The 26717-nt window shown below is 69.7% G+C and carries 25 protein-coding genes; 18 read left to right on the top strand and 7 right to left on the bottom strand.

The window, feature by feature from the left end; all coding sequences use genetic code 11:
- Nucleotides 1-73 precede the first annotated feature (73 nt).
- From fliF to PWS46_RS18645, 10 genes are read left to right on the top strand one after another with little or no spacing between them, the layout of a single operon-like run.
- Nucleotides 74-1735, top strand: a complete 1662-nt coding sequence (fliF, locus tag PWS46_RS18690; protein WP_434622914.1) for a flagellar basal-body MS-ring/collar protein FliF — start codon at nt 74-76, stop codon at nt 1733-1735.
- Nucleotides 1736-1782: 47 nt separating this feature from the next.
- On the top strand, nt 1783-2559 hold the full coding sequence (locus PWS46_RS18685) for a FliH/SctL family protein (protein WP_434622913.1): 777 nt from the start codon (nt 1783-1785) through the stop codon (nt 2557-2559).
- Between the two features lie 34 nt (nt 2560-2593).
- Nucleotides 2594-2911, top strand: coding sequence for a flagellar motor switch protein FliN (gene fliN / locus PWS46_RS18680; protein WP_085083374.1), 318 nt, complete (start codon nt 2594-2596; stop codon nt 2909-2911).
- The gene (locus PWS46_RS18675) at nt 2911-3831 is read left to right on the top strand and encodes a motility protein A (protein ID WP_434622912.1); all 921 of its coding nucleotides are present in this window, start codon (nt 2911-2913) and stop codon (nt 3829-3831) included. The genes fliN and PWS46_RS18675 overlap by 1 nt, the downstream gene beginning before the upstream one ends.
- Before the next feature lie 4 nt (nt 3832-3835).
- Nucleotides 3836-5395: a sigma-54-dependent transcriptional regulator gene (locus PWS46_RS18670; RefSeq protein ID WP_434622911.1), complete on the top strand. Its 1560-nt coding sequence runs from the start codon at nt 3836-3838 to the stop codon at nt 5393-5395.
- Between the two features lie 53 nt (nt 5396-5448).
- A complete protein-coding gene (flhA, locus tag PWS46_RS18665) occupies nt 5449-7629 on the top strand; it encodes a flagellar biosynthesis protein FlhA (protein ID WP_434622910.1) in 2181 nt (726 codons plus the stop codon).
- Between the two features lie 46 nt (nt 7630-7675).
- Nucleotides 7676-8965: a GTPase gene (locus tag PWS46_RS18660; RefSeq protein ID WP_434622909.1), complete on the top strand. Its 1290-nt coding sequence runs from the start codon at nt 7676-7678 to the stop codon at nt 8963-8965.
- Nucleotides 8962-9759 (top strand): MinD/ParA family protein, encoded by a 798-nt coding sequence (locus PWS46_RS18655; protein ID WP_085083366.1) that lies wholly within the window; start codon nt 8962-8964, stop codon nt 9757-9759. The genes PWS46_RS18660 and PWS46_RS18655 overlap by 4 nt, the downstream gene beginning before the upstream one ends.
- A gap of 21 nt (nt 9760-9780) precedes the next feature.
- Nucleotides 9781-11631, top strand: coding sequence for a hypothetical protein (locus PWS46_RS18650; protein WP_434622908.1), 1851 nt, complete (start codon nt 9781-9783; stop codon nt 11629-11631).
- Nucleotides 11628-11987, top strand: coding sequence for a hypothetical protein (locus PWS46_RS18645; protein WP_434622907.1), 360 nt, complete (start codon nt 11628-11630; stop codon nt 11985-11987). The genes PWS46_RS18650 and PWS46_RS18645 overlap by 4 nt, the downstream gene beginning before the upstream one ends.
- A 120-nt stretch (nt 11988-12107) precedes the next feature.
- On the opposite strand, the gene PWS46_RS18640 is transcribed toward PWS46_RS18645, so the two are convergent.
- Genes PWS46_RS18640 through PWS46_RS18620 form a run of 5 tightly spaced genes read right to left on the bottom strand, consistent with a single transcriptional unit; the run spans nt 12108 to nt 14164 of the window.
- A complete protein-coding gene (locus PWS46_RS18640) occupies nt 12108-12572 on the bottom strand; it encodes a diheme cytochrome c (RefSeq protein ID WP_434622906.1) in 465 nt (154 codons plus the stop codon).
- A gap of 10 nt (nt 12573-12582) precedes the next feature.
- Nucleotides 12583-13038: a DUF1924 domain-containing protein gene (locus tag PWS46_RS18635; protein WP_434622905.1), complete on the bottom strand. Its 456-nt coding sequence runs from the start codon at nt 13036-13038 to the stop codon at nt 12583-12585.
- On the bottom strand, nt 13035-13571 hold the full coding sequence (locus PWS46_RS18630) for a hypothetical protein (RefSeq protein ID WP_434622904.1): 537 nt from the start codon (nt 13569-13571) through the stop codon (nt 13035-13037). The genes PWS46_RS18635 and PWS46_RS18630 overlap by 4 nt, the downstream gene beginning before the upstream one ends.
- Nucleotides 13572-13596: 25 nt before the next feature.
- Nucleotides 13597-13746 carry a hypothetical protein gene (locus PWS46_RS18625; protein WP_434622903.1) on the bottom strand — a complete coding sequence of 50 codons (150 nt, stop codon included), beginning with the start codon at nt 13744-13746 and terminating at the stop codon, nt 13597-13599.
- 13 nt (nt 13747-13759) lie between these two features.
- Nucleotides 13760-14164, bottom strand: a complete 405-nt coding sequence (locus PWS46_RS18620; protein WP_434622902.1) for a cytochrome c maturation protein CcmE — start codon at nt 14162-14164, stop codon at nt 13760-13762.
- A 239-nt stretch (nt 14165-14403) separates the two neighbouring features.
- On the opposite strand from PWS46_RS18620, the gene PWS46_RS18615 reads away from it, so the two are divergent.
- Genes PWS46_RS18615 through PWS46_RS18605 form a run of 3 tightly spaced genes read left to right on the top strand, consistent with a single transcriptional unit; the run spans nt 14404 to nt 16772 of the window.
- Entirely contained in the window at nt 14404-14730 is a 327-nt protein-coding gene (locus tag PWS46_RS18615; protein WP_434622901.1) for a PepSY domain-containing protein, read from the top strand.
- A 4-nt stretch (nt 14731-14734) separates the two neighbouring features.
- Nucleotides 14735-15394, top strand: a complete 660-nt coding sequence (locus tag PWS46_RS18610; RefSeq protein ID WP_434622900.1) for a response regulator — start codon at nt 14735-14737, stop codon at nt 15392-15394.
- A 22-nt stretch (nt 15395-15416) separates the two neighbouring features.
- Nucleotides 15417-16772 carry an ATP-binding protein gene (locus PWS46_RS18605; RefSeq protein WP_434622899.1) on the top strand — a complete coding sequence of 452 codons (1356 nt, stop codon included), beginning with the start codon at nt 15417-15419 and terminating at the stop codon, nt 16770-16772.
- Nucleotides 16773-16789: 17 nt separating this feature from the next.
- On the opposite strand, the gene PWS46_RS18600 is transcribed toward PWS46_RS18605, so the two are convergent.
- Both PWS46_RS18600 and PWS46_RS18595 read right to left on the bottom strand, forming a co-directional pair.
- Entirely contained in the window at nt 16790-17026 is a 237-nt protein-coding gene (locus tag PWS46_RS18600; protein ID WP_434622898.1) for a thioredoxin family protein, read from the bottom strand.
- A 15-nt stretch (nt 17027-17041) separates the two neighbouring features.
- Nucleotides 17042-18094: a permease gene (locus tag PWS46_RS18595; protein WP_434622897.1), complete on the bottom strand. Its 1053-nt coding sequence runs from the start codon at nt 18092-18094 to the stop codon at nt 17042-17044.
- A 307-nt stretch (nt 18095-18401) separates the two neighbouring features.
- Between PWS46_RS18595 and PWS46_RS18590 the strand changes: the two genes are divergently transcribed.
- The 5 genes from PWS46_RS18590 to PWS46_RS18570 all read left to right on the top strand — a co-directional run bounded on the left by PWS46_RS18590 (nt 18402) and on the right by PWS46_RS18570 (nt 26616).
- Nucleotides 18402-18803 carry a hypothetical protein gene (locus tag PWS46_RS18590; protein WP_434622895.1) on the top strand — a complete coding sequence of 134 codons (402 nt, stop codon included), beginning with the start codon at nt 18402-18404 and terminating at the stop codon, nt 18801-18803.
- Between the two features lie 317 nt (nt 18804-19120).
- The gene (locus PWS46_RS18585; protein WP_434622894.1) at nt 19121-20206 is read left to right on the top strand and encodes an aldose epimerase family protein; all 1086 of its coding nucleotides are present in this window, start codon (nt 19121-19123) and stop codon (nt 20204-20206) included.
- A gap of 73 nt (nt 20207-20279) precedes the next feature.
- Nucleotides 20280-21779 carry a pyruvate kinase gene (pyk, locus tag PWS46_RS18580; RefSeq protein WP_434622893.1) on the top strand — a complete coding sequence of 500 codons (1500 nt, stop codon included), beginning with the start codon at nt 20280-20282 and terminating at the stop codon, nt 21777-21779.
- Nucleotides 21780-22112: 333 nt separating this feature from the next.
- Entirely contained in the window at nt 22113-23588 is a 1476-nt protein-coding gene (locus tag PWS46_RS18575; protein ID WP_434622892.1) for an MHYT domain-containing protein, read from the top strand.
- A 199-nt stretch (nt 23589-23787) separates the two neighbouring features.
- A complete protein-coding gene (locus tag PWS46_RS18570; protein ID WP_434622891.1) occupies nt 23788-26616 on the top strand; it encodes an EAL domain-containing protein in 2829 nt (942 codons plus the stop codon).
- The last annotated feature ends 101 nt before the right edge of the window (nt 26617-26717 follow it).

Here is a 26717-nt window from a genome sequence, read left to right as displayed (position 1 = left end):
CAAACCGTCTCGCAATCGCGAAACGGAGACGTGTGGAGAGTATGCCGGGAAGACTTCCGATCGGGGACCGCGCGTGAACAACCTGCTGCAGACCTTGCGCAATCTCGGACCCGCCCGCCTCGCGGCGATCGGCGGGGTCGGGCTGCTGCTGATCGGATTCTTCGTCTATCTGACCACCCGGCTGTCCACGCCGGAGATGGAGCTGCTCTATTCCGACCTCCAGCAGACGGAGGCGGCGGCCATCGCCAAGAAGCTGGACGAGGCCAAGGTCCCCTACAGCGTCGACAAGTCCGGCACCAAGATCATGGTCCCCGCCGATCAGGTCGGGCCGATGCGCATGCGCATGGCGGCGCAGGGCCTGCCGTCGGGCGGGTCGGTGGGTTACGAGCTGTTCGACAAGGGCGAGGGGTTCGGCGCCACCAGCTTCATGCAGAACATCAACCACCTGCGCGCGCTGGAAGGCGAGATGGCGCGCACGGTGCAGACGCTGAACGGCGTCATGCAGGCCCGCGTGCATCTGGTGCTGCCCAAGCGCGAGCTGTTCGCCCGCCAGCAGAACCCGGCGACCGCCAGCGTCTTCCTGAAGCTGCGCCCCGGCGCCAAGCTGAGCCGCGAGAACATCCAGGCGATCCAGCAGCTGATCGCCGCCTCCGTCCCCAACCTGGACCCCAACCGCATCTCCATCGTCGACGACAAGGGCAACCTGCTGGCACGCGGCACCGGCACGGACACCGCCGAAGCGATGATGGCGAGCGCGGAGGAAAAGAAGCAGGCCTATGAGGGCCGGATGGCCCGCACCATCGAGGATCTGCTGGGCCGCACGCTGGGCTACGGCAAGGTGCGGGCGGAGGTGTCGGCCGACCTCGACTTCGACCGCATCACCACCCAGTCGGAAATCTTCGATCCGGACAGCCAGGTCGTCCGCTCGACCCAGACCGTCAACGAGTCGAACGAGAGCAGCGACCGCGACCCGCTGGCCCCGGTGACGGTGGACCAGAACCTGCCGACGGCGCAGGCCAGCAGCAGCGCCAGCCCGCTGTCCTCCAACAAGTCGTCGCGCGCCGAAGAGACGATCAACTACGAGATCACCAAGACCACCAAGTCCCATGTCCGCGAGGCGGGACAGGTGCGCCGCATGTCGGTCGCCGTGCTGGTCGACGGCACCTATCAGAACAACAAGGACGGGGCGCCGACCTACCAGCCGCGCAGCGAGCAGGAGATCGAGAGCATCAAGGCGCTGGTGCGGTCCGCCGTCGGGCTGGACGCCGTGCGCGGCGACTCGCTGGAAGTGGTGAACATGCGCTTCTGGTCGCCCGATGACGACATCCAGAAGCCCGAAGAGCTGTTCATGGGCATGACCAAGGACGACCTGTTCCGCATCGCGGAGATGGTCGTGCTGGGCATCGTCGCCGTCCTCATCATCCTGCTGGTCATCCGCCCGCTGATCTCCCGCGCCTTCGAGAAGGCGGAGATGCAGGAGGAGGACGAGATGGACCGCCTGCTGACCGATCAGGCCGGCATGCCGGCCGCGCTCGCCGCCCCCACCGGCGCGCTGGCCCAGGATCTGGCGCTGGAGGCGGCGCAGGCCGACGAGGAGCTGGAGCAGATGATCGACATCAACCGGGTGGAAGGCCGCGTCCGCGCGTCCTCCCTGCGCAAGGTCGGCGAGATCGTCGACAAGCATCCGGAAGAGGCGGTCTCCATCCTGCGCAACTGGCTGTATCAGGAGAGCTGAGCGATGCCGGCCTCCGTTTGCACAGTGTTTGAGGGAGGGTCGCGGCGATGAGCGTGCGCAAATTCCTCTTCGACGAGTCCTTCGACGTGGACGCCGTCCCCCGCATGACCCATGTGGAGGACGACGACCTGCTGCCCGAGGACGAGCTGTCGGCCCATCCGGAACCCGAGCAGGAGCCGGAACTGCCGCCCGCCCCGACCTTCGGCGAGGAGGAGCTGGCCGCCGCCCGCGCCCAGGGCTACGAGGAGGGCATGGCGGCCGGCAAGTCCGAAGGGACCGCCGCCGGCTACGGCAAGGGCTTCACCGACGGCATGGCCGCCGGGCAGAACACCGGCTACGAGCGCGGCAAGGCGGAGATCGAGGCGACGGTGAACAACCGCATCGCCAACGCGCTCACGCAGATCGCCGACGGGGTGCAGCGGCTGCTGGCGGAACGCGAGGCCGGCAACGCCGCGCGCAGCGAGCAGCCGGTCCATCTGGCGATGGCCATCGTCCGCAAGCTGCTGCCGGAATGGGCGCGGCGCGGCGGCATGGTCGAGGTCGAGGGCATGGTCCGCGCCTGCCTGACCGACCTGATCGACGAGCCGCGGCTGGTCATCCGGGTGGCGGAGGACACGATGGGTCTGGTGCGCGATCATCTGGAGGAAACGGTGGGCGCGCGCGGCTTCGGCGCCAAGCTGATGGTGATCGGCGACCCGTCGGTCGCCCCCGGCGGCTGCCGCATCGAATGGGCCGAAGGCGGCATGGAGCGGGACACCGCCCAGCTGCTGGCCGAAATCGAACGCCGCGCCGCGCACATGCTGGAGGCTCCGGCCCCCGTCTAAGGGGTGTCCGGAATGAAGGAGGTCCGAGACCGACATGCCGAGCGACAATTTCTCGCTGAACGATCTGCAGGGTGGCGACGGCGACGACTATGCCAGCCCCGGAATCACCAAGGATCTGGAGGCGGTGTACGACATCCCCGTCCAGATCTCCGCGGTGCTGGGCAAATCGACCATGCAGGTGGCGCAGCTGCTGAAGCTGGGCCGCGGCGCGGTGGTGGAGCTGGACCGCAAGGTCGGCGAGGCCATCGACATCTACGTCAACAACCGCCTGGTCGCCCGCGGCGAGGTGGTGGTGGTGGAGGACCGGCTGGGCGTGACCATGACGGAAATCATCAAGTCGGACCGGGGCTGATGGCGATTTCGTCCGACAGCGCAGCGTCCCGCGCCAAGACCGCCGCAGCCGGCGGCGGCGCCCGTACCGCGGAGCAGGCTCCCACCGGCGCGACCGCGCCGGGGCGGAGCGTGCGGCTGCGCGGCGGGCTGGACGTGGCGACGCTGGTCGGGCTGGCCGCCGCCGCCGCGGTGATCCTGATCGCCATCACCACCGGCGGTTCGGCCCGCGCCTTCCTCGATCCGCCGTCGCTGCTGATCGTGCTGGGCGGGACGCTGGCGGTCACCACCGCCTCCTTCTCGCTGGGCGACGTGGCGGTGGCCTGGAGGAACGCGGCGGCGGTGCTGGTCCACCAGACGCTCGACCCCAAGGGCGTGGCGCGGCAGGTGATCCTGCTGGCCGAGGCCGCACGCCGGGCCGGGCCGGAGACCCTGCGCAACGTCCTGCCGGAACTGCGCGGCGAACCCTTCCTGCACCGCAGCGTCACCCTGATCACCGAAGGCCTGCCGCCCGACGCCATCGAGCGGATGCTGACCGGCGAGGTCGAGGCGACCGCCGGCGGCCACGGCAAGAGCGCCGGCGTTCTGCGCCGCGCCTCCGAAGTGGCGCCGGCGATGGGGCTGATCGGCACGCTGGTCGGTCTGGTGCAGATGCTGGGCAGCCTGAGCGACCCGTCGGCCATCGGCCCGGCGATGGCGCTGGCGCTGCTGACGACCTTCTACGGGGCCGTGCTCGGCAACGTCGTCCTCGCCCCGCTCGCCGCCAAGGTGGAGCGGGCGGCGGAGGAGGACGCGCTGGTCAAGACCCTTTACACCATTGGCGCCGTGTCCATCGCGCGCCAGGAGAATCCGCGGCGTCTGGAGATGCTCCTGAACGCCGTCCTGCCGCCTGGAAAGCGGATCCAGTATTTCGACCGGGAAGCCCCGAGAGTGGGAGCGTAAGGCTATGCGTCTGCTGATCGTTGGAACGTTGGAAGGCTACATCACCGCCGCCGGCAAGATCGCCATGAAGCGGGGGGCCAAGGTGTCGCACACCGACAGCATCGAAGGGGCGCTGAACGCGTTGCGTGCCGCCGCCGGCGCCGATCTGGTGATGATCGACGTCAAGCTGGACATCGCCACCTTCATCGACAGCCTGAAGTCGGAGCGGATCACCATCCCGGTGGTCGCCTGCGGCATCGGCACCGATGCGGCGGCCGCCGTGCGCGCCATCCGCGCCGGCGCCAAGGAGTACCTGCCGCTGCCGCCCAATGCCGAGCTGATCGCCGCGGTTCTGGAGGCGGTTGCCGAGGAAAGCCATTCCATCGTCTGCAGCGACCCCGCCATGCTGGCGACGCTGCGGCTGGCCGAGCAGGTGGCGCCCAGCGACGCCTCGGTGATGATCACCGGCGAGAGCGGCACCGGCAAGGAGCTGATGGCCCGCTTCATCCACCGCAAGAGCCGGCGGTCAGGCGAGCCCTTCGTCGCGGTGAACTGCGCCGCCATTCCGGAGAATTTGCTGGAATCGGAGCTGTTCGGCCACGAGAAGGGCGCCTTCACCGGCGCCGTCGCCCGCCGTCTCGGCAAGTTCGAGGAGGCCAACAACGGCACCCTGCTGCTGGACGAGCTGTCGGAGATGCATCCGCGCCTGCAGGCCAAGCTGCTGCGCGCCATCCAGGAGAAGGAAATCGACCGCATCGGCTCCAGCCAGCCGGTGAAGGTCAATGTCCGTCTGATCGCCACCTCCAACCGCAATCTGGAGGCGGAGGTCCGCGCCGGCAATTTCCGCGAGGATTTGTATTTCCGCCTGAACGTGTTCAGCGTGGCGATCCCGTCCCTGCGCGAACGCCCGGCCGACATCCCGATGATCGCCGAGCATTTCCTGAAGAAATACGCGGAGGCCAACGGGCTGGGCGAGAAGCGCCTGACCGAGGACGCGCTGCTGATGCTGAAGGCGCATCACTGGCGCGGCAACGTGCGCGAGTTGGAAAACACCATGCACCGCGCCGTCCTGCTGTCGCGCGGGGAAGAGGTCGGGCCGGAAGCGATCATGCTGACCAGCAAGCTGCTGGCGCCGGAAGGCAGCGCCCAGGCCTCCATCCCCACCGACTCGCCGGTCGCCAACCCGTTCGCCGGCCCGGCCGGCACGGTTCCGGCGGCTCCGGCCCAGCCGCAGCAGCCGTCCGCTCCGCTGGTGGTTCCACCGCAAGGTGCTCTGCCGACCAGCTACGGCCCGCCGAAGGGCGGCAAGCCGGGCCCCTATGGCATGGCGGCCAACAGCAGCGCGGCGGCAGCGGCCAGCGCCGGGACCAGCGGCGCCGGTCTGGCGGCGCTGATCGGCCGCACGGTGGCGGACGTCGAGCGCGACCTGATCCTGGAGACGCTGACCCACTGCCTGGGCAACCGCACCCATGCCGCCAACATCCTGGGCATCTCGATCCGCACGCTGCGCAACAAGCTGAAGCAGTATGGCGACGAGGGCCGTAGCGTGCCCACCCCGGGCAACGACGAACGGGCAACGGCCTGACGGCGCGTGCGGTCCGGAGCCATGTGCGGCAGGATTGAGCGGCGGGAGCATCCATGGCGCTGACGGAGCAGAATAGCGGCGGGGGCGGCAGCGGGAGCGGTGGCCCCGGCAACATGGCCGCCTTCGGCGAGATGTGGTCGGTCGCCAAGTCGTCGCTGAAGCGCGGCGACGTGGCGATGGCCATCGGCATCCTGATCGTCGTGGTCGGGCTGATCATGCCGTTGCCAGCCGTCATGCTCGACATGATGCTGGGGCTGAACGTCACCATCTCCATCCTGATCCTGATGGTGGTGCTGTTCATCTCCAAGCCGCTGGAGCTGTCGTCCTACCCGACGATCCTGCTGATCACCACGCTGCTGCGCCTGTCGCTGAACATGGCTTCGACGCGCCTGATCCTGACGCAGGGGCATGAGGGCACGTCGGCCGCCGGCCATGTGATCGAGGCCTTCGCCAGTCTGGTCATGGGCGGCGATTTCGTCATCGGCGTGATCATCTACGCCATCCTGACCATCGTGAACTTCAAGGTCATCACCGCCGGTTCGGGCCGCATCGCCGAAGTGGCGGCGCGCTTCACCCTGGACGCCATGCCCGGCAAGCAGATGGCCATCGACGCCGACCTGTCGGCCGGCATGATCGACGAGGGCACGGCCCGCGCGCGCCGCAAGGAGCTGGAGGACGAAAGCGCCTTCTTCGGCTCGATGGACGGTGCGTCGAAGTTCGTGAAGGGCGACGCGGTCGCCGGCCTGATGATCATGTTCATCAACATCCTCGGCGGCGTGACCATCGCGGTTCTGCGCCACGACATGCCGGTGATGACGGCGCTGGACACCTTCACCAAGCTGACCATCGGCGACGGTCTGGTGTCGCAGATCCCGGCGCTGGTGATTTCGATCTCCGCCGGCTTCCTGGTGTCGAAGGCCGGCATGGGCGGCTCCACCGACAAGGCGGTGGTCGGCCAGCTGACCGGCCACAGCCAGGCGCTGGCCCTGGCGGCCGGCGCCGTCGGCGTGCTGGCCCTGCTGCCGGGCATGCCGATCCTGACGCTGGCCCCGGTCATCGGCGCCGTGGGCTTCGCCGCCTGGTACATGCCGCGCCTGCGCGCCAGGAAGGACGCGGAAGAGGCCGCGGCGGCGGAGGAAGCGGCGGCGGCCGGCGGGGCGCCGGGCGGAATGCCTGGCGCCGGGCCGGCGCCGGACGAACCGATCTCCACCGCGCTGTCGATCGACCTGATCCGGCTGGAGCTGGGCTATGGCCTGCTGTCGCTGATCAACCAGCCGCAGGCGGGCAGCCACCGGCTGACCGACCAGATCAAGGGCCTGCGCCGGCAGATCGCCGGCGAGGTCGGCTTCGTCATGCCGGCGGTGCGCATCCAGGACAACCTGCAGCTTCCGCCCAACACCTACATCATCCGCGTCAAGGAGATCGAGGCCGGGCGCGGCGACATCCGGCCCAACATGCTGCTGGTGATGGACCCGCGCGGCGACGCCATGAGCCTGCCCGGCGAACAGACGGTGGAGCCGACCTTCGGCCTGCCCGCCATCTGGATCGAGCCGGGTTACCGCGAGGAGGCGCTGTTCAAGGGCTACACCGTCGTCGACCCGTCGACCGTGGTGACCACCCACCTGACCGAGCTGATCAAAGACAACATGCCGGAGCTGCTGTCCTTCACCGAGACGCAGAAGCTGCTGGACGAGACCGACAAGGAACACCAGAAGCTGATCGCCGATGTGGTGCCCGGACAGATCACTGTGGGCGGATTGCAACGGGTGTTGCAGAATCTCCTTGCCGAACGGGTCTCGATCCGGGATCTTCCCACCATATTGGAAGGGGTATCCGAAGCGACCAGCCAGACCCGAAGCATCACCCAGATCACCGAGCATGTGCGGTCCCGCCTTGCCCGGCAGATCTGCGACGCGAACACGAACGAGATGGGCTTCATCCCGCTCGTCACCCTGTCGCCCGAATGGGAGCAGGGGTTCGCCGAATCGCTGGTGGGCGACGGCGACGACCGGCAGCTGACGATGGCCCCGTCCCGCCTGCAGCAGTTCATCACCTCCGTCCGTCAAACCTTCGAGCGACATGCCATGATGGGCGAGAGCCCCGTACTGCTGACCAGCCCGCTGATCCGGCCCTTCGTCCGCTCCATCGTCGAGCGGTTCCGGCCGGCGACCGTGGTCATGTCGCAGAACGAGATCCACCCGAAGGCCCGCATCAAGACCCTGGGGCAGATCTGATGGTGCGTGCCGTCCCCTCCTCCTTAGCTGACGGAAGGCGCTGCCGATGCGGCTGAAGTCCTTCCACGCCAAGACCATGTCCGACGCCATGCGGATGGTGCGCCAGTCGCTGGGCGACGACGCCATCATCGTCGCCACGCGCGAGGAGGAAGGCGGCGGCGTGCGCGTCACGGCGGCGGTGGAAGAGGACGACCTGCCGCCGGCCCAATCATCGGGCACCGCGCGCGGCGGCCGGGGCAAGGCGCCGCCCAAGCCGGTGGAACCCGAGATCGACGTGGGCGAGGTGGTGGCCGACGCCCTGCAGCGCCATGGCGTGCCGGCGGCGCTGGCCGAACAGCTGATCGACGCGGCATCGGGGCTGGACACCGAGGATCCGCGGCTGGCGCTGGGCTCGGCGCTCGATTCCTTCTTCACCTTCAACCCGCTGCCCGACGGCCGCGCGCCGGTGAAGCCCTTGGCGCTGGTCGGGCCGCCGGGATCGGGCAAGACGCTGGTCGCCGCCAAGCTGGCGGCGCGGGCGGTCTTCCGCAAATGCTCGGTCGGCGTCATCACCACCGACACGGTGCGGGCCGGCGGCGTCGACCAGCTGGCCGCCTTCACCCGGCTGATGAAGCTGAAGCTGGCGACGGTGGAGGATCCCGACGCACTGGCCGGCGCCTTCGAAGTGCATCGCCGCACCGACCTCGTGCTGGTCGACACCGCCGGGCGCAACCCGTTCGATGCCGACGACATGCAGGATCTGCGCGCGATGCTGTCCGCCGGCGACGTCGAGCCGGTGCTGGTGCTGCCGGCCGGGCTGGACGCGATGGAGGCCGCCGACATGGCGCTGGCCTTCAAGGCGGTCGGCGTTCGGCGCATGCTGGTGACCCGGCTGGACATCGCGCGCCGGCTGGGCAGCGTGCTGGCCATCGCCGCGCGCGCCCGGCTGTCCTTCTGCGACGCCAGCATCTCCTCCAAGGTGGCGGAGGGGCTGACGGCGTTGAACCCGCTGGCGCTTGCCCGCATGATGATCCCGGCGGAAGAGAAGGCGCCCGCCGTGAAGGAACCCGCGCCGCGCCGCGCCGCCCGCACCCCGGCATGGGACGAGGACGACGACATCGGCGAAGACGGCCAGCCCGATCACGAGCCGGATCATGAGCCGGCCCATCGGCCCGAGCGCAAGCCTAAGTTCGGCCGGGGCTATGAGCCGGAGGACGACGAGCCGGAGTTGGAACCGGCACCGCCACCGCCGCCACCGCGCAGGGCCGCCGCCGCCAAGCCGTCCAAACCCGCAACCCAGAAATCCGCAACCAAGGCTAAGGCCGCCAGTTCCCCCTCGTCGAGGACCCTGCCATGACCGATCCGGTGTTCCCGGCCGCCCTCAAGAACGTTCGCCCGCTGCGCGGCGCCAACGTCATCGCCGTGGCCAGCGGGAAGGGCGGCGTCGGCAAGACGTGGTTCTCCATCACGCTGAGCCATGCCCTGACCAAGGCGGGCATGAACACATTGCTGTTCGACGGCGATCTGGGCCTTGCCAACGTCGACATCCAGCTGGGCTTCTCGCCCAAGAACGATCTGGGCGCCGTCATCAACGGCGAGGTGACGCTGGCCAAGGCCGCGCAGCGCTTCCCCGACACCGGTTTCGACATCATCGCCGGCCGGTCGGGGTCCGGCACGCTGGCGCAGCTGCCGAGCCAGCGGCTGTCTGGCCTGCGCAACGACCTGCTGGAACTGGCGAAGAGCTATGACCGGGTGGTGATGGACATGGGCGCCGGCGTCGACCGCACGGTGCGCACCCTGTCGGGTCCTGCCGGCACCACGCTGGTGGTGACGACGGACGAGCCGACCTCGCTGACCGACGCCTATGCCTTCATCAAGCTGACCCACGCCACCAACCCGTCCGCCGATTTGCGGATCGTGGTGAACATGGCGCAGAGCGTGAAGGACGGCGAGCGCACCTACGGCACCATCCTGAAGGCCTGCCAGAACTTCCTGAAATACAAGCCGGCGCTGGCGGGCATCATCCGCCGCGACCTGAAGGTGCGCGACGCCATCCGCAACCAGACCCCGCTGCTGACCCGCTCGCCCTCCAGCGATGCGGCCCGCGACGTCGAGGCGATCGTGCAGCGGCTGCTCGCCGGCGCCAAGTAAGGGCCGGGAGTAGGGACAAGGATGGGCGGGGCGATCCCACCGTCGGTCACGCCTGTCGCCGCCACCGCCGCGGCAGCCCCCGCCGCGCCCACCCCGGTCACCGCCGAGGCCACGGTCGTCCAGCTTCCAGAACGGCTGCCGGAGGTCACCCGCCCGGTGGTGCTGACCGGCACCGTCGCCGGCCAGACGCCGGAGGGGCTGACCCGCGTGCGCACCGCGGCGGGCGAACTGCTGCTCGACAGCGCGGCGGAGCTGCCGCCGGACAAGCAGGTCACGGTGCAGATCACGCCCGGGAATACGAGTTCGCCCACCACCGCCCTGCCGGCCAAGCCGACGGCGCTGATCCTGCTGCAATCGCTGGGCAATCCCACAGTGGGGAATCCGGCCGCGCCGCAGACCGGGGGGACGACGCCGACCCCGGCGGCCGGAAGCGGGGCGGCGCCCGCCGTCCTGCTGCCCACCCCGACGGCGGCGACAGTTCCGACCAACCTGCCGCCGCTGCTGCCGGGCACCGTCGTGCCGGCGCTGGTTCTGGCCGGCGGGTCGGGCGCCAAGCCGTCGGCTCCGGCCGCGACGCCGTCGCAGGGTGCACCCGCCACGCCGGCCGCTGGTACTCCCGGCCCGGCGAAGCCCGAGGCTCCGACCACCGGAACGCCGGCCGCGCCGATGGGCGGTTCACCGACGCCTGCTCCAACCATGGGCGGCGGCAGCGCCACCTTCGGCACGCCGGTCCAACTGGGCGGCGATGCGGCCCATCCCGGCGCCGAAACGCCGGCCATGCCCAAACCGCCCGCCGAGACCGCCGGCAATGCCGAGCCGCCCGACCTGCCGCGCGGCGCCACGGTGGCGCTGAAGATCCTGACCATCACCCCGCCGCCGCAACAGCCGCGCCCGCCCGGCGATCCGGAAGCCGGTGGACGCAACGGGCAGGCGGGGAGCCAGCCGGGCCAGCAATCCGGCGGGCAATCATCTCCGCAATCGCTCCCCGAGCCGGACGAGGCGGCGCTGCCGCCCGACACGCCCATCCTGCGCGGCACGGTGGCCGGCAGCACACCGCAGGGACAGCCGATCCTGGCGACCAGGCAGGGCATGCTGGCGCTGAACGTCCCGGCCAGCCTGCCGCCGGGGGCCAAGGTGACAGCGGCGCTGACCGACCTCACCCAGGCGATGCAGGCGGCGGGTCCCACCCTGCCCGGCCCGCCGGGTCCGCTGGACGGGCGCGACTGGCCGGCGATGCGGCAATTGATGGCGACACTGGCGGCGGCCGATCCGGCGCTCGCCAAGTCGATGCTGGCGACGATGCCGCAGCCGAACCGCAAGCTGACCGCCGCGATCGGATTCTTCCTGGCGGCGATGCGCGGCGGCGACGCGGCGGGCTGGCTGGGCGACGACGCGGCCGGCGCCCTCGACAAGGCCGGGCGGCGCGACCTGCTGGAGCGGCTGGAGAAGGATTTCGACGGTCTGCGCCGCGAGGCGGCGGAACCGCTGCCGGGCGACTGGCGCAGCTACACCATCCCGCTGATGGACGCCAACGGGCCGAAGCCGATCAAGCTGCATGTCCATCCGCTGAAGGAGGACGAGGAGGGCGGCGGCAAGGAACGCTCCAAGCCGGGCAGCCGCTTCGTCATCGATCTGGACCTCAGCCGCTTCGGGCCGATGCAGTTGGACGGTCTGGTGCGGCCCAACCATTTCGACCTGATCCTGCGCAGCCACGCCGCCCTGCCGCCGGAGCTGCGGGTGGAACTGATCCAGGTCTTCGCCGACAGCGTGCGGGCCGTCGGCTACAGCGGCGGTTTGTCCTTCCAGTCGGGGGCGCGCAGCTGGGTGAAGCTGACCCGCGCGGGGCAGGCAGGATTGGGGGTGTCGGCATGAGGCGCGAGCGTCTGACCACCCGCCCCTCCCCCGACGCCCGCCACGACTTCCTGGTCGAACTTCGCGGGGAGCCGCTGCCGGGGGTCCGGCTGACCCTTCGGCTGGTGCCGGACCTGCTGGTGGCCGATCCGGCGTCGGTGCTGGCCTATCTGGCGGAGTTCGCCGGCTTCTCCGACGGGCTGGAGGCGCTGGCGGTCGCCATCCTGGACGACGTCAACAACGAGTTGGTGCCGCGCTGGGTCGAAGTGACGGTGGAGAGCGACACGCCCCTGCCCCACCGGGTGGTGATCGAGGACCGGCAACCGACCTGGGACAATCCGCGCATGTTCGCCCTTTCGCCCCGGGGGGCGGGGTGAGGGCGATGCACGGGGTGGATTTTCGAGAATCCTCGCTGTGCGTCCCCCTCACCCTAACCCTCTCCCCGGGGGGGAGAGGGGACTCTTGCGGTGTTGCGAGGATTGCTGCTTCCAAGCTGCTCAGTCATCCTCATAAAGCCCCTGCGCGGCGGTGCGGTGGCAGGCTTCGCAGTTGCTCTTGGCGGCGACCGACTTGCGCGTCCAGATCGACGGCGAAAAGTCGTGCTTGCGCAGCCACCAGCGCTGTTCGGTGATGCGGATCAGCCGGCCGTCGCCGCTGCCGGCATTCTGCGTCAGATAGCTGCGGATGGCCGCGGCGGTGTCGGCAGGCAGGCTGGCATTCTCGCCGAAATGGTCCTGCAGGCCGTCCATGATGCGGGTCCAGGACGCCGCCGGCAGCAGGCCCGGCTGAAAGGCCATGTGGCACTCGCCGCATTCCTTTTGGGTGGCGGCGTGGGTGACCGGTCGGACCCGTTCGAACTCGCTGGCCGAAGCTGCGTTGTTGGGCGCAGCGCCGGCGGTCGCTGCGAGCATGGCGAGCACGGCGATTCCCGTGAGCGGGCGGAAACTGCGGTTGGGGGACATCGGCGGCTCGCTATCGGTTCGACAGGAAGGTGATGAAGTCGCCCTTTTCCTGCGCCGTGCAGGCGCGGCCGAGGACGTTGACGCAGTCGCGCTCGAACCGCTTTTCCACCTCGGCGGGATCGGTGAAGCGCTTGGGATTGGCGGAGACCGCCATCGGCAGGATGTCGCGCCCGGTCTTGTAGTGGCGGCCGGTTCCGGCCGGGTCGCGGGTGTGGCAACTGGCGCAGCCGGGGGTGTCGGCGACCTTGCCGCCGGCATGCGGCCCGAGATAGAGCGCGCGCCCACGCTCCGCCGAGAAACCGGCGAAGCCGGGGGTCTGCGCTTTCGCCTGGGCGGCATAGCCGTCGAGGATGCGGGCACGCTCCGGATCGCCGGAGGCCGCCAGGGCGACGCCGGCCCCCAGGGACACCGCGGCGGCAAGCAGGAGGATCGGTCCGGTCGGTCTGGTCGGTCTGGTCGGTCTCATGGAATCACCCGGTTGGAAATGGTGGACAGCCACGCGGTGCAGCGGGACGCGACATCGGATGGAATCCGCTTCAGGCCATGCAGCGCGAAGACCAGGACGATGTGCGCCAGGATGAGGAAGAGGGAGGCCTCGCCGATCTCCTTGTGCAGATGCTCGACCTTGACGAAGAAGTCGGCGACGGCGCCGGTCGCCGCCGCCACCCCGACGCCGATCAGCAGGGCGGCGGCCATCCAGGCGGTCAGCGGGCTGCGCTCCGCCCTCGCCTTGGCGTCGCCGGTGACCAGGCGGCGGAGCCATCCGGCGACCGCTGCCAATGACGGCCGGGGAAGGCGCAGCGGGCTGCCCGCCGGGGCCAGCGCCCCCGCCGCCACCCGCAGGCCGATGGCGCCAAGGACGGCATAGCCGGAGAAGACATGCATGCCGTAGGTGTCCTCGTCGCCGGTGAGGTAAGCGACGATGAAGGCGCCCGAGACGATGGCGTGGAAGGCCAGCAGGGCGGTCATCTCGGCGGCGGAAGGCTTGCGGGCGGACATAATGGTCTCCCTTTCCGAAGGCGGGTCAGTCGTCGTGGCCGGCGTCGTGATTGAGGCCGCCGGTCAGCAGGGCGGCGATGCCGGCGGTGCCGTCTGCCCTGGCCTGATAGGCGGTGGCGAGGGCGCCGACGATCAGGGCCGTCAGCAGGGTGTGCAGGATCATCTTCTTCAGCATGGCGCGGCTCCGCTCAGTCGTCGTCGCGGTCGCTGTCATGGCCATGACGGCGGCCCTCATGCTTGCCCATGGCGTCGCGGCCGAAGGCGGTGCCGTCCTGGCGGATGATCTGGCCGGCCTGGATCGCACCCTGGCGGACACCGCCGACGACGGTGATCTGGTCGCCGGTCTGGATGCCGTCGGGCAGGAAGCCGCGGCTGGCGACGTCGATGCGGTCGCTGCCGTCGGACACGACGAACCAGTTCGCCGCCACCTTCTCCACGGTGCCGGTCACGGTGCCGCCGCCGGCCTTCACCACGTCGGCGATCGGCTGCGGGCTGGCCGGCTGGAAGGCGGCGCCGCGGTGATGGTCGCCGGCAAAAGCGGCGGTGGCGAGGGTGGCGGTCAGGAGGGTGGCGAGGGTAGCGGCTTTCAGCATGACATCACCTGTGGTGCGGGGTTGAGCGTCGAAGCGCCCGATGGACCGCACAATGCTCCACGCTGGCTGAGCCGAGCCTGAACGGGCCGTTCATCCGCCGTTCAGGATGAAAAAATCCGGTGGACCGTCATCGAGGGGCCATCGAGGGGCCATTCAGCGGCGGTTCAGGGATGCGACGATATGCTGGTTCGATCGCGCGGCCCCGATGCGCGATGCTGTCCCAGGTTTAGAGGTCGATCATGAGGACCGGTCCCGCATTGCTCCTTCTCCCCATCCTGCTGTTGACGGCAGGAACCGGCGCCCGTGCCGACGACGACCACGAGCGCGCCCGCAGCGCGCTGCGGGAGGGGCGAATCCTGCCGTTGGAGCGCATCGTAGAAAGCGCGCGGCAGCGGTTCGGCGGCGACGTGCTCGACGTCGATCTGGAGGATGAGGACGACGGCTTCCGCTACGAGCTGAAGCTGATCGCGCCGGACGGCCGGATCCTGAAGCTGGACTATGACGCCGCCACCGGCGAGCTGCTGCGGACCAGGGGCCGCCACCGGTCCCACGGCGACGGGAGGTGAGGCCATGCGCGTGCTGGTGGTTGAAGACACGCCGGAACTGGCCCGGCAGCTGAAACAGCGGCTGGAGGGCGAAGGCTATGCCGTCGACACCGCCGCCGACGGCGAGGAGGGCCGCTTCCTGGGCGAGACCGAGCCCTATGACGCGGTGATCCTGGATCTGGGGCTGCCGAAGATCGACGGGCTGACGGTGCTGCGGTCGTGGCGGCGGGCGGGCATGGCCGTTCCGGTGCTGATCCTGACCGCGCGCGACGCCTGGAACGAGAAGGTGCAGGGCATTGACGCCGGCGCCGACGATTATCTGGCGAAGCCCTTCAGCATGGAGGAGCTGCTGGCCCGCGTCCGCGCGCTGATCCGCCGCGCCAAGGGCCACGCCACCGCCGAGATCGCCTGCGGCGGCGTCGTGCTCGACACCCGCAGCGGACGTGTCACGGTGGATGGCGAGCCGGTCGAACTGACCGCCTTCGAATACCGGGTGCTGTCCTACCTGATGCACCGCAAGGGGCAGGTGGTGTCACGCACCGAACTGATCGAGCATGTCTATGCCCAGGATTTCGACCGCGATTCCAACACCATCGAGGTCTTCGTCGGACGCCTGCGCCGCAAGCTGGGGGTGGACGTCATCAAGACGGTGCGCGGGCAGGGATACCGGGCGGACGAGCCGTAAAGGCGGGGCATAGGAACTGGCGATGAGATGGACGGACTCGCTGCGCTTCCGGCTGCTGGCCGGCGCGGCCGTATGGGTGGCGCTGGCGCTGATGCTGGCGGGATGGATCATCGCCGACCTGTTCCACACCCATGTCCGCCAGCGCTTCGACGCCGAACTGGCCAACCATCTGGAACAGCTGGCGGCGGTGCTGGAGATCGGGCCGGACGGCAGGCCGGCGCTGCGCCAGCCCTTGAGCGACCCGCGCTTCCGCCGGCCGCTGTCGGGACTGTACTGGCAGGTCGGGGAGAGCGGGGATTCGCCGCTGCGCTCGCGCTCGCTGTGGGACAGCGTGCTGGATTTACCCGCCGACCGGGGCGAGGACGGGTCGCTGCACCGCCATGAAACGGCGGGGCCGGCGAACCAGTCGCTGTTCGTGTTGGAGCGCTTCGTCCTGCCGCCTGAGCAAACCCAGCCGATCCGCATCGCCGTTGCCGCCGACCGGGCCGAACTGGCCGGCGTCACCCGCGCCTTCAACACGACGCTGGCGCTGTCGCTGGCGGTGTTGGCGGCGGCGCTGATCGTCGCGGCGCTGATCCAGGTGCAGATCGGGCTGAGGCCGCTGTCCCGCCTGCGCGGCGCGCTGGCCGAGGTGCGGGCCGGACGGAAGAAGCGCTTCGACGTGGCGATGCCGACGGAGATCCGGCCGCTGGTGGAGGATCTGAACGCGCTGCTGGCCCATGCGGAGGAAACCGTCGGGCGCGGACGGCTGCAGGCCGGCAATCTGGCCCACGCGCTGAAAACCAACCTCGCCGTGCTGGCGAACGAGGCCGCCACGCTCGACGAGCGCAACGCGCGCGCGGTGGGGGCGGCGATGATCCGGCAGATGGAGCTGATGCGCCGCCATGTCGATCACCACATGGCCCGCGCCCGCGCCGCCGCCGCCCGCGGCGTGCCGGGCATCAGCACGCCGGTGCCGGATTGCGTCGCGGCGTTGGCGCGGGTGATGCGCAAGCTGCATTCGGACAAGGGGTTGGACATCCGCGTCGTCGCCGCAGACGGCCTGCTGTTCGCCGGTGAGCGCGAGGATCTGGACGAGATGCTGGGCAACCTGCTGGACAACGCCTGCAAATGGGCGCGCGGCCGGGTCGACGTGACAGGCCGAATGGAGGACGGCGGCATGCTGTCCGTCATGCTGGACGACGACGGTCCCGGCCTGCCCGACGACTGCCGCGAGGCGGCGCTGGAGCCGGGGGTGCGGCTGGACGAGAGCACGCCGGGGACCGGGCTCGGCCTTGCGGTGGTGCGGGATGTGGCGCGGCTCTATGGCGGCGACATCCAGCTCGACGCCTCGCCGCTGGGCGGGCTGCGGGCGACGCTGCGGCTTCCGGCGGCGTGACGGGGCTTGGCCGGCGGTTACGTCGTCAGCCAGCGCGCGATGTCCTCCGCCTTCGGCAGGCCGCCGGCATGGACGAGCTTGCCGTCCACCACCACGCCCGGCGTCGACAGCACGCCATAGCCGGCAATGGCCGCATAGTCGGTGATCTTGTCGATCCGGACCGGCACGCCGAGGCGGTCGGCCTCGGCCCGGACCATGTCCTCCGTCGTCTGGCACCGCTTGCAGCCGGGGCCCAACACCTTCACGTCCCTCATCGCGTCCTCCACCGGTCAGGTGAACAGGAAGTTGAACAGGAAGCCGACGGCGAGGATGCCGAGCCCGACCACCCCGGCGAACAGGGCGATCAGGCGGACGGTCAGCACCTTGCGCAGGATGATCATCTCCGGCAGCGACAGGGCGATGACCGACATCATGAAGGCCAGCACCGTGCCGATGGCCGCACCCTTGCCGATCAGCGCCTCCACCACCGGAATGATGCCGGCGGCATTCGAATACATCGGAATCCCGAGCAGGACGGCGGCCGGAACCGACCACCAGGCATCCCGCCCCATGATCGCCGCCAGCAGGTCCGCCGGGGCATAGCCGTGGATCAGCGCGCCGACGGCGATGCCGGCGACGATCCACGCCCAAACCCGGCCGACGATGTCGCGCACCGCCTCGATGCCCGCGCGGATGCGGTCGACCGGGGACGGCGTCTCCTCCGGCGGAGCCGCGGCGCCGCTGCGCACGGCCAGAACCCAGGGCTCCAGCCAGCCTTCCAGATGCAGGCGGCCGATCACCCAGCCGGCGACGATGGCAACCGCCAGCCCGAAGCCGAGATAGGCCAGCGCCACCCGCCAGCCCACCAGCGCGAACAGCAGGCCGAGCGCCACCTCGTTGACCATCGGCGCTGCGATCAGGAAGGAGAAGGTCACGCCCAGCGGCACGCCGGCCGACACGAAGCCGATGAACAGCGGCACCGCGGAGCAGGAGCAGAAGGGCGTCACGATCCCCAGCCCGGCGGCGGCGACGTTGCCGATCCCCTCGCGCCGGCCGGCGAGCAGAGCCCGCGTCCACTCCGGCGAGAAGAAGCTGCGGACGACGCCCATGGCGAAGACCACCAGCGTCAGCAGCATCAGCACCTTCGGCGTGTCGTAGACGAAGAAGCGCACGGACTCGGCGGACGCGCTGCCGGGAACCAGCGGCAGGTGTGAAACCACCCAGCCGGATAGGGGAACGAGCTGGCTGTAAAGCGCCGCCCAGGCCGCCAGTGCCGCCAGGGTGGCCGCGAACCACAGGCCCGTGTTCGGGCGTCGGGGGTCCGCCGGCGATGCAATGGTCATGGCCGTCACCCGCCATAGTGCATCAGAGCATTCTAATGCCAACGCCATGCCGACGGCAATCGCCGGGCGGTATGGCATGTCGTCACAGGCGGGCACGGCCTTGCGCCGGGGGCATCGCGGCCATGCGTCGGCTCGCAGCACTGCATCCATGAAATCGAGGTGGGGCAGAGGGTTGCGCTGCGTGTTGGGCGCATTCCAGATTGCAGGTCGCACCGGGCCCGGACCTGCGACAAGCTGGCGCGGTCGCCATTTTATCAGAGAGGCCTAATATCGCCGTGGGGGTGCTGATTTTCGACGGGAGGTTCCGATGAAACGCTTCCTCATTGCCGCGCTGTGCACCGGGCTGCTGGTTGGCGGCGCCGCACTTGCCCAGACCGGGCCGGGTCCCGGGCCGGGTCCCGGGATGGGTCAGGGCATGGGTCAGGGCATGGGCGGCCAGGGTATGGGCCAGGGCCAAGGCATGGGTCCGGGTAAAGGCATGGGCGGCACCGGTGCGATGCACCAGCAGATGTTCGACCAGCTCGATGCCGACAAGGACGGCGCCATCAGCCGGAAGGAGTTCGTCGATGCGCCGCGCGGCGGTCCCGGTTCGATGACCGACCTTGCCAAGGATCGCCGCAGTGCGCGGTTCGACCAGTTCGACAAGAACAAGGACGGCAAGCTGACGCCCGAGGAATGGGGCGCCTGGACGCCGGCCAAGGCCAAATAAACAAACCGGCTGAAACCCGGCCAATGCCCCTCGCCGCCATGCCCATCCTTCTGGGAATGACGGCCGAGGGGCGTTGGCGTCGCCGGACCAATCATGGCGTCCCTGGCCTGCGGCAAACTGTCCGGCGGGGGTTCGGAATGCCGATGCGGTTTGCTTTCCACTCTAATATATTAGTATAATACAGCCACGATCCATCCGGCGAGGCCCCGTCATGACCGCCGACCCATTGGAGACGGCACTGCTCCTGCGCGTGGTGATGGTTCTGGGGCTGCTGCTTCTCGGCTTTTACTAACCTCTTCCACAGGGATGCCTGGACCATGGCAACCGACCTCAAGCGTGAGAATTTCTCCGCCACCATCGACGGCAAGCCGGTGGATCTGTTCACCCTGCGCAACCGCCGCGGCATGGTGGTGCGCATCACCAATTACGGCGCCAAGATCGAGCAGGTCCTGGTTCCCGACCGCGACGGCACGCTGGGCGACGTCGTCCAGGGCTATGACGGGATCGAGGGGGCGATGGGCGGGCAGGCGTCGATGGGCTCCTTCATCGGGCGCTATTGCGGGCGCATCCCCGACGGGCGCTTCACGCTGGACGGCGTCGCCCATCAGGCCGCGGTGAACAGCCCACCCAACACCCTGCATGGCGGCCTGCGCGGCTCGCGCTTCCGCGTCTTCGACGCCCGGCAGCTGGACGAGGCCAGCCTGGAACTGACCTATGTCTTCCAGGACGGCGAGGAGGGCTTTCCCGGCACCCTGCCGCTACGGCTGGTCTATTCGGTCGGCGACGACAATGCGCTGACCATCGCCTGGACCGCGGTGGCGGCCGACAAGACCACCATCGCCAACTTCACCGACCACACCTTCTTCAACCTGTCGGGCGATCCGGGATCGTCGATCCTCGACCATGTCGCCACCGTTCATGCCGGGCGTTATCTGGCGTTGAGCGACAGCGCGGTGCCGACGGGCGAGATGGTGGACGTCACTGGCACCCCGCACGACTTCCGCACGCCCACGGCGCTGGGCGCCCGCATCGACGCCGACGACCCCATGCTGGCGCTCGGCAAGGGTTATGACCTGCATTACGTGATCGACAGGCCGGCGAATGGCCCGGCACCGGTGCTTCATGCCCGCTTCCTGCATCCCGGCAGCGGCCGGACGCTGGAGGTGCTGTCCACCGAACCCGGCCTGCAGTTCTACACCGGCAATTTCCTGGAGGGCAAAGCCCCGCGGGACGTCGGCAAGGGCGGCATCCTCTACACGAAGCACAGCGCCTTCTGCGCCGAGCCGTCGAAATTCCCCAACGCCGTCAACCTCTCCTCCTTCTGGCCCTCCTTCCCCTCGACCGTGCTGCGTCCCGGCCAATGGACCGCCGGGTCCATCGTCTACCGGTTCGGGGTCGCCTGAGGCGGCATTCCCGCCGCCCGCCTCCATCCGCATTGCACGGCCGCCCATCGTCTCCCTCGGAGTCCCTATCGCCATGAACACCGCCAAGCCGATCCGCCGTTACCGGCAGACGAAAGTCGTCGCCACGCTGGGTCCGTCCTCGTCCTCGCCCGAGATGATCCGCCGCCTGTTCGAGGCCGGCGTCGATGTCTTCCGCCTGAATTTCAGCCACGGCAGCCACCAGGACCACGGCGAGCGAGTCCGCGCCATCCGCGCGCTGGAGGAGGAGACCGGCCGCCCCATCGCCATCATGGCCGACCTGCAAGGGCCGAAGCTACGGCTGGGCCGCTTCGCCGACGGGCCGGTGACGCTGACCGCCGGGCAGCCCTTCTGCCTCGACCTGCTGGCGGAGCCGGGTGACGCCCGCCGCGTCGGCATGCCCCATCCGGAGATCTTCGCCGCCCTGGTGCCGGACGCCGAACTGCTGCTGGACGACGGCAAGGTGCGGCTGCGGGTGACCGCCTGCGGCGCCGATTACGCCGAGACCGTTGTGGTGTCGGGGACGAAACTGTCGGACCGCAAGGGCGTCAATGTTCCCGGCGTGGTGCTGCCGCTGTCGCCGCTCACGCCCAAGGACCGCGCAGATCTGGACTTCGCGCTCGACCAGGGGGTGGATTGGGTGGCGCTGAGCTTCGTCCAGCGGCCGGAGGATGTGGCGGAGGCGCGCAAGCTGATCGCCGGCCGCGCCGCCCTGCTTTCGAAGCTGGAGAAGCCGCAGGCGATCCAGCATCTGGACCGCATCGTCGAGATGTCGGACGGCGTCATGGTGGCGCGCGGCGACCTTGGCGTGGAAATGCCCCCGGAGGACGTGCCGTCGATCCAGAAGCGCATCATCCGCGCCGCCCGTCTGGCCGGCAAGCCGGTGATCGTCGCCACCCAGATGCTGGAATCGATGATCTCCGCCCCCGCCCCGACGCGGGCCGAGGCGTCCGACGTCGCCACCGCGGTGTTCGACGGCGCCGATGCCGTCATGCTGTCGGCGGAGACCGCGTCGGGCGAGTATCCGGTGGAAGCGGTGTCGATCATGGACCGCATCGCGCGGCGGGTGGAAGGCGATCCGCTGTACCGCGGGCTGATGGACGCCCAGCATGCCGATCCGGAACAGACGGAATCGGACGCCATCACCGCCGCCGCCCGGCAGGTCGCCCACACGGTGAAGGCGGCGGCCATCGCCACCTACACCACCAGCGGTTCCACCACCCTGCGGGCGGCGCGCGAGCGGCCGGAGGTGCCGATCCTCTGCCTGACCGAAAACCCCGCCATCGCGCGGCGGATGGTGCTGGCCTATGGCGTCCATGCGGTGCTGACGGAGGATGTGCAGAGCTTCTCCGACATGGTGCACAAGGCGGCGCGGCTGGCCTATGTCCACGGGCTGGCTGATGAGGGCCAGCGGCTGGTCATCACCGCCGGTGTGCCCTTCGGCATGCCGGGATCGACCAACGTCCTGCGCATCGCCTGGGTCGAGCCGCCGAGCCGTCCGGAGCGGCAGCAGGAAACGCGCGCGCATCAGCCGATGGCCTTCGCCGACGCCTGAGTCGCGGGGCCAAGTCCGACCGGGGTGGTGCGGCTTTCCGGCCACGCCGCCCCGTGGTTCGAATCGCATATCCCGCAGACCGCCAAGCTTCCGATCCGAACAAAGGTCGGCTCGCCAAAGTACCGACCGCAAGACCGGTCCGCCTTGCGGCCTATCGACTTCTATGCTCTTGACACCGATCAAATAAAGATAGCTTTTTAGCTAACTGCCGGCTTTTGCCGGATGCCGACCGGTGCCCGACTGTCGCAGTCGGGGTTTCCCCGTCTTGAAACCCGACCGGCGGAACAGGCAATCAGAAAGACCGGCGGTCGGGTGTTGCAGGAGAGTGGTGGGATGTCGATCGAACTGGCCGGGCTTTGTTTCACGTCGGCGTCCGGACTGCCGTTCTCCCACGACCATTGGCTGGTGACGCTGTCCTACGTCGTCGCCGCCTTCGCCTCTTACTCCGCGCTCGACATGGCGGAGCGGATGCACCGGACCAGCGGCGTCGCCCGCGTCATGTGGCAGGGCTGCGCCGCGGCGGCGCTGGGCGGCGGCATCTGGGCGATGCATTTCATCGCCATGCTGGCGCTGACCGTCGACACGCCCATCACCTATGACCCGGCGATCACCCTGCTGTCGCTGCTGACGTCGATCGCCTTCGTCGCCACCGGCTTCCGCATCATCCAGAGCCGCCGGACGCCCGCTGCGATCGCCGCGGCCGGCGTCATCGTCGGGCTGGGAGTGGCGGCGATGCATTATCTCGGCATGGCCGCGATGGTGCTGCCGGCGCGCATCGCCTACCAGCCCGTCCTGTGGTGCCTGTCGGTCGCCATCGCCGTGGCCGCGGCGACCGCGGGGCTTTGGCTGTCCACCCGCATCCACCACCGCCTGCGCGAGCGCGCGCTGGCCGCCCTGGTGATGGCGGTCGCCGTCTGCGGCATGCATTACACCGGCATGGCCGCCCTGGTGGTGCAGGTCGACCCCATGCTGATGCCTGCGGACGGCTCGCTGGCGGAGGGGGTGTCCAGCGGGCCGCTGGCCGCCGCGGTGGCGATCGGCAGCTTCGGCCTGCTGCTGCTGGCGCTGGTGTCCGCCACCGCCGACCGCCGGCTGTCCGCCGCCGCCGCCCATGAGGCCAGCGCCCTGCGCATCGCCAACATGGAACTGCAGGCCACCCGCCTGCAGCTGGAGGCAACCCAGCGCGAGATCATCCGCCGCCTGTGCAGCGCCGGGGAGTTCCGCGACAACGAGACCGGCCAGCATGTGGCGCGCATGGCGCAGATCTCCCATCATCTGGCCCTGTCGGCCGGCTGCGCGCCCGGTTTCGCCGCACAGCTGCTGGAGGCGGCACCCCTGCACGACATCGGCAAGATCGGCATTCCCGACCATGTTCTTCTGAAGCCCGGCCGGCTCGACGCCCAGGAGTGGATGACCATGCGCCAGCATGCGACCATCGGGCAGCGGCTGCTGGGCGGCAGCGGGCTGCCGCTCCTCGACCTCGCCGCCGAGATCGCCGGGACCCACCACGAGAAATGGGACGGCACCGGCTATCCCGCCGGCCTGCGCGGCACCGAGATTCCGCTGTCCGGCCGCATCGTCGCCATCGCCGACGTGTTCGACGCCCTGCTGTCCGCCCGCCCCTACAAGGAGCCCTGGCCGCTGGAGTCCGTCGTCGCCCACATGCGCGAGCAGTCCGGCCGCCATTTCGACCCGGAGTTGGTGGAGGTCTTCCTCGGCCGCCTCGACGCCATGCTGGAGATCCGCGGCCGCTTCGTCGACGAGGGGACCGAACGGCAGCTTTTGTCACAATCGGACGCTGCCGAGTGAGTATCGGGGCTTTCCCCGATGCAGTCCCTTGAAAACAGCCGGCTCCGGCCACCGATGTTCTTGAAACGGCTCAACATTGCCGCGGCGGGATTGGCAACAACCACGATGCGCCATTAACTTTTTCTTCGGCGATACAGGAATAAGCGTGTGATCCGGCCATTTTCACGCCGGACTTCGCCATCCTTATCGATCCGGGACGATGCACCAAACCCTGACCGCCGAGTTCGACTGGCTCCCGGACCGCAAGCCCGCGCGGATCAACGCGCTCCACGACGCGATCCCGGTCGGGATTGCGGTCCTCGACCGCGAACTCCGCTGCCTGCGGATGAACCGGCGCATGGGAGCGCTGGCGGGGCTTCCCGCGACCGCCGCGACGGGGCTGCCTTTCACCGATGTCTGGCCGGAAGCGGAGGACGCGCTGCTGGCCGCCGCATCGCTGGCCCTGACCGGCACGGTGGTGGAGGACATCGCGCTGACCGGTCCGCTCACCGGTCCGGGGCGGGCGCTGGTCGCCAGCCTGCATCCCCACAGCGAAGAGGACGGCGACGCCCTGCTCTGCATCGTGGAGGACCGGATCGCGCTGCAGCGGTGCGAGGCCGAATTGCGCCATTTCAAGGACCTGCACCGCCACACGCTGGAACTGAGCGACCTGTACCCGTGGTACTGCACACCGGACGGCATGCCGCGCACCACCCGGCGCTGGCGCGAGCGCACCGGCCTCGGCGCGGAAGACGTGGCGACGCCGCAGGGCTGGATCGCGGCGCTCCACCCCGACGACCGCGCGCCCTTCGAGGCCGCCTGGACCCGCAGCCTGACCAACGGCGCCGCGCTGGAGATCGACCTGCGCCTGCGCGTCGCCGGCAGCGATGTTGCCGGCGGCGAGGCCCATCGCTGGTTCCGCCGCCGCGCCGCCGCCCAGCGCGACGCGGAGGGACGCATCCTCCAATGGCACGGCACCGACGAGGACATCCACGAACGCCGGATCGCCGAAGACGCCCTGCGCGAGAGCGAATCCTTCGCCCGCCAGATCCTGGACAACAGCCCGGAATGCGTGAAGGTGCTGGACATGGAGGGTCGCGTGACCTTCATGAACATCCCCGGCGTCCGGCTGATGGAAGTGGACAGCTTCGACTGCCTGAAGGACCGGCCCTGGGAAGACAACTGGCCGGAGAAGCGGCGGCCGCAGCTGCGCACTGCGATCGACATCGCGAAGCGGGGCGGCACCGGCCGCTTCCTCGGCTTCTGCCCGACGGCCAGGGGCACGCCGAAATGGTGGGACAATCTGGTCTGCCCCCTGCCCGGCCCCGACGGACGGCCGCAGCGGCTGCTCGCCATCTCCCGCGACGTCACCGACATCCAGCTCGCCCGGCAGGCGCTGGAGGAGACCACCGCGCTGTTGTCCGGCGTGCTGGAAAGCACCACCGACAGCGTGGTGTTCGTCGACCGCGACTGGCGCATCACCTACCGCAACCCGACCGCCGCCGCCATCCATGAAGGCCGCGGCATCCGGCTGGGAGACGACTTCTTCGACGTCTTCCCGCAGCAGGCCCAGAGCCGCAGCCTGTTCCGCAAGGCGATGGCCGACCAGACCCCCGCCGTCTTCGAGGAATTCGTCGCGGCGCTCGGCCAATGGACGGAAATCCACGCCTTCCCGACCGCGGAGGGGCTGTCCGTCTTCTTCCGCAACGTCACCGAACGCCGGCGGGTGGAGGAGGAGCGCCGCGCCGCGCAGGAGAAGATCGCCCGCCTCGCCCGGCTGGATTCGCTGACCGGCCTGTCCAACCGGCTCTATTTCCTGGAAAGGCTGGAGCAGGCTCTGCGCGAGGCGCCCGACGAGGGCGTGATGGCGGTCCATTACATCGACCTCGACCAGTTCAAGGCAGTCAACGACACGCTGGGCCACCATGCCGGCGACGCGCTGCTGCGGCAGGTGGCCGACCGGCTGCGCGGCTGCATCGGCGCCGCCGATCTGGTTTCGCGCTTCGGCGGCGACGAGTTCGCCGTGCTGCAGCCCGAGCTGTGGGGACCGGCGGAGGCGGAGGACCTCGCCCGCTGCATCACCTCGGCGCTGGCCGAACCGTTCGACATCGACGGCGCCCAGATCCGGACCGGCACCAGCATCGGCATCGCCCTGTCCCGCCGCGACGGCGCCGAGGCCGACGCGCTGCTGAAGGCGGCCGACATCGCGCTCTACCGCGCCAAGGCCGACGGCCGCAACACCCACCGCTTCTTCGCGCCCGAGATGGCGGAGCGGCTGAAGGCCTTCCACGACCTGAAGCTGGGCCTGCACGAGGCGCTGCGGCGGGGCGAGTTCGAGCTGCATTACCAGCCGCTGGTCTGCACCGGCGAGTCCCGCATCCGCGGGTTCGAGGCGCTGATCCGCTGGCGCCGCCCCGGCCGTGGCCTGATCCGTCCGGCCGACTTCATCCCCGTCGCCGAGGAAACCGGGCTGATCGGCCCGATCGGCGAGTGGGCCCTGCGCGAGGCCTGCCGCGAGGCGACGCGCTGGACCGACGGCATCGGGGTCAGCGTCAACGTGTCGTCCGTCCAGTTCCGCGACAGGGGGCTGGTGGAGACGGTGCGCCAGGCGCTGGCCGACACCGGACTGGCGCCGGAGCGGCTGGAGCTGGAGATCACCGAGTCCGTCCTGCTGCAGGACGACGACGCCAATCTCGGTACCCTGCGCGAATTGCGGGATCTCGGCGCGCGGATCGTCATGGACGATTTCGGCACCGGCTATTCGGCGCTGGGCTATCTGTGCCGCTTCCGCTTCGACAAGGTGAAGATCGACCGCAGCTTCGTCGCCAACCTGCCGCGCTGCGACGGCTCCATTGCCGTCGTGCAGGCGGTGGCCGGGATGGGCCGCAACCTGGGCATCGTCATCACCGCCGAGGGGGTGGAGGAGCAATCCCAGCTCGACGCCGTCCGCCGGCTGGGCTGCCACGAGGCGCAGGGCTATCTGTTCTCGCGCCCGGTCCCGGCGGCGGAGGTGCCGGCGCTGATCGCGCGGCTGCGGGAGGGCGGCTGATGAGGGACGGCGGGGTTCAATCCGAACACGGAATGGGTATGGAAGGGAACGCCTTGCGGAGCGTTCCCTTATCTCTGTTGTAAGCCCTTTATCGGAGGTTC

It is taken from the genome of Azospirillum sp. B2RO_4, from assembly GCF_051124815.1.
GTDB lineage: Bacteria > Pseudomonadota > Alphaproteobacteria > Azospirillales > Azospirillaceae > Azospirillum.
Note: the sequence above shows the minus strand (reverse complement) of the source record. Positions and strands in the feature narration are given on the sequence as shown.